This window comes from Anaeromyxobacter oryzisoli, from assembly GCF_022690765.1.
Lineage (GTDB): Bacteria > Myxococcota > Myxococcia > Myxococcales > Anaeromyxobacteraceae > Anaeromyxobacter > Anaeromyxobacter oryzisoli.
In genome coordinates this window covers 1-3,649 of the sequence record NZ_JALCZA010000150.1, presented here as the reverse complement: position 1 = coordinate 3,649, position 3,649 = coordinate 1, and the positions used below count along the sequence as shown (strand labels likewise).

Here is a 3,649-nt window from a genome sequence, read left to right as displayed (position 1 = left end):
CTCGCCCGCAAGTCCCCTGCCTCCATCCCCGCCGACCGCCCCCTCCTCGAGCTCGGCCTCGACTCCCTCATGGCCGTCCAGCTCCGCAACCGCCTCGCCTCCGCCACCGGCCTCCCCTTGCCGGTGACCCTCCTGTTCGACCATCCCACCCCTTCCGCGCTCACCGCGCTGTTCCGGAAGCGGATCCTCCAGGGCGAGGTCCGGGTGGACCAGCAGGTCCACTCCGAGGTCGAGCGGCTCGAGGTCGCCCTCTCGACGATGTACGAGAACGAGGCGCTGCGCCCCCGCCTCACGGAGCGCCTGCAGGCCCTGCTCTCGAGGTGGACCGATCCTGGAGACACGCCGGTCGACTCCGATCTGGCGACCAAGCTCCGGTCCGCCACCGACAAGGAGCTGTTCAAGCTGTTCGATCGAGACTTCAGCAGCCGAGGTGATCGATGAGCGCCGAGCCGAACCTCCGGGAGTACTTCGAGCGCGCGGTGCTCGAGCTGCACCAGTACCGGCGGCGCCTGAACGAGCTCGAGGAGAAGGCATGCGAGCCCATCGCCGTGGTGGCGATGAGCTGCCGTCTCCCGGGCGGCGCCCGGGCGCCGGAGGAGCTGTGGCGACTGCTCGTCGACGGCGCCGACGCCATCTCGGCCCTCCCTGCGGACCGCGGCTGGAAGCTCGAACAGCTCTACGACCCCGACCCGGACGCGAAGGGCAAGTGCTACGCGCGCGCGGGAGGGTTCCTTCGCGACGTCGCCCAGTTCGACGCCGACTTCTTCGGCATCAGCCCGCGCGAAGCCCTCGCCATGGACCCTCAGCAGCGGCTCCTGCTCGAGCTCTCCTGGGAGGCCCTCGAGCGCGCCGGCATCGTCCCCGACTCCCTGCGGGGCAGCAGGGGCGGGGTCTTCGTCGGCGTCGCCTACAACGACTACGGGACGCGGCTGGCGCACGCGCCCGGGGAGCTGGAGGGGTACCTCGGCACCGGCAGCGCCGGCAGCGTCGCGTCGGGGCGGATCGCCTACACGCTCGGGCTCGAGGGACCCGCGGTCACGGTGGACACCGCGTGCTCCTCCTCCCTCGTCGCCCTCCACCTCGCCTGCCAGTCACTTCGCCAGGGCGAGTGCTCCGTGGCGCTCACGGGCGGGGTCACGGTCATGACGACCCCCGGCATGTTCGTGGAGTTCAGCCGGCTGCGCGCGCTCTCGCCCGACGGGCGGTGCAGGTCGTTCTCCGCGCAGGCCAACGGAACGGGCTGGGCGGAAGGGGCGGGGGTCCTCCTCCTCGAGCGCCTCTCCGACGCCAGACAGAGTCGTCACCCGGTCCTCGCCGTGATCCGCGGCTCTGCGGTCAATCAGGACGGGAGGAGTCAGGGCCTCACGGCCCCGAACGGCCCATCTCAACAGCGGGTCATCCTGCAGGCGCTGCAGAACGCCCGGCTCTCGCCGGGCGACGTCGACGCCGTCGAGGCCCATGGCACGGGGACCCAGCTCGGCGATCCCATCGAGGCCCAGGCCCTGCTCGCCACCTATGGCCAGGGCCATTCGAAGGATCACCCGCTCTGGCTGGGCTCCCTGAAGTCCAACCTCGGGCACGCCCAGGCCGCCGCCGGCGTCGCCAGCGTCATCAAGATCGTGCTGGCGCTCCAGCACGGGATCCTCCCCAAGACCCTGCACGCCGACGAGCCCTCCCCACACGTGGACTGGTCACCCGGCACCGTCCGCCTCCTCGCCGAATCGGCCCCCTGGCCGCGCAACGGGCATCCGCGCCGTGCCGGCGTGTCCGCCTTCGGGGTCTCGGGCACCAACGCCCACGTGATCGTGGAGGAGGCGCCCCCCGACGAGCCCCAAGCCGAGACGGCTCCGGCGCGACCTCCGGCGCCGGCGCTGCCCTTCGTGCTGTCCGCCAGGAGCGAGCCGTCGCTGAGGGCCCAGGCCGACCGACTGCGCGCGCACGTCGTCTCCCACCCCGAGCTCGAGCTCCCGGACCTCGCCTTCTCCCTCGCGTCCTCTCGCACCCACTTCCCGCGGCGCGCGGCGCTCGTGGCGCGCGACCGCCGCGACCTGCTCGACGGCCTCGCCGCGCTGGCCCAGGGCACCCCGCCCGAGAACGCGGTGGTCGTCCAGGGGGCCGACGAGGGGAAGCTCGTCTTCGTCTTCCCCGGGCAGGGCTCCCAGTGGGCCGAGATGGCGCGGCCGCTCCTCGAGACGTCCTCGATCTTCCGCGAGCAGCTCGAGGCCTGCGCACGCGCCCTCTCGCCGCACGTCGACTGGTCGCTCCTCGCGGTGCTTCGTGGAGAAGACGGCGCGCCGCCGGTGGACCGGCTGGACGTGGTCCAGCCCGTGCTCTTCGCCGTGATGGTCTCGCTGGCTGCCCTGTGGCGCTCGATGGGGGTCCGTCCCGACGCCGTCGTCGGCCACAGCCAGGGCGAGATCGCCGCCGCCTGCGTCGCCGGCGCACTGTCGCTCGAGGACGCGGCGAAGGTGGTGGCTTTGCGCAGCCGAGCGCTCACGCGCCTCGCGGGGCGGGGAGCGATGGCGGTGGTGGATCTCCCCGCGGCCGAGGCCGAGGGACGCCTGGAGCGCTTCGCGGACCGGCTCTCCGTCGCGGCGATCAACAGCCCTCACTCCACCGTCGTCTCCGGCGACGCGGACGCCGTCGACGCGCTGTTGGAGGAGCTGGCGGCGGCGCAGATCTTCGGCCGCAAGGTCCGCGTCGACTACGCCTCGCACTGCGCGCAGATCGAGAGCGTCGCCGGCGACGTCCTCGCTTCCCTGGCCGGCATCGAACCGCGCCGCCCGGAGATCCCGCTCTACTCCACGGTGACCGGCGCGAAGCTCGACGAGGTCGCGCTCGACCCGACCTACTGGTACCGGAACCTCAGGCAGACCGTCCGCTTCGAGGCGGCGTCCCGCGAGCTCCTCGCCGATGGGCACCGCTTCTTCGTCGAGGTGAGCCCGCACCCTGCGCTCACGGTGGCATTGCAGGAGACGATCGAGGCGACCTCGGTTCCTGCCGCGGTGGTCGGGTCGCTCCGGCGGGGCGAAGGCGACCTCGGACGCGTCCTCCTCTCCCTCGGCGAGCTGTACACCCATGGTCACGATCCGGACTGGGCGGCGTCGTTCGCGCCGCTCGCGCCGCGGCGCGTGGAGCTGCCGACCTATCCGTTCCAGCGGGAGCGGTTCTGGGTCGAGGCCTCCCAGGGCGGGGCGACGGACTTCGCCGCCGCGGGGCTGAGCGCCGCCGAGCACCCGCTGCTCGGCGTCGCGGTCCCCCTCGCCGAGAGCGAAGGTCTCCTCCTCACCGGCCGCGTCGCCCTCGCCGACCACCCGTGGCTCGCCGGGTACGCGCTCTTCGGCAACGTCCTCCTCCCCGGCTCCGCCTTCCTCGAGCTCGCCCTCGCCGCCGCTCACCGCGTCGGCCTCGATCGCGTCGAGGACCTCACCGTCGAGGCGCCCCTCGCGCTCCCCGCGCACGGCGCCGTCCTCTTGCAGGTGTCCGTCGCCCCTCCCGACGAGACCGGGCGCAGGCGGCTCGCCCTGCACGCACGCCCCGAGGACGCCCTCTCGTGGACCTGCCACGCCACCGGCCTCCTCGGCCCCGCCGCCCCCTCCGCTCCCTTCGACCTCCGCACCTGGCCGCCCGAGGGTGCTTCCCCCCTTCC

The 3,649-nt window shown here is 73.3% G+C and carries 2 protein-coding genes; both read left to right on the top strand.

Translation table 11 applies throughout. The features are described 5' to 3' along the window. On the top strand, positions 1-441 hold a 441-nt coding region (locus MNZ27_RS22955), incomplete at its 5' end, for an acyl carrier protein (RefSeq protein WP_242396392.1). Next, positions 438-3,649 (top strand): type I polyketide synthase (locus MNZ27_RS22950; protein WP_242396391.1); only part of this gene is annotated, 3,212 nt, incomplete at its 3' end. The genes MNZ27_RS22955 and MNZ27_RS22950, both read left to right, overlap by 4 nt.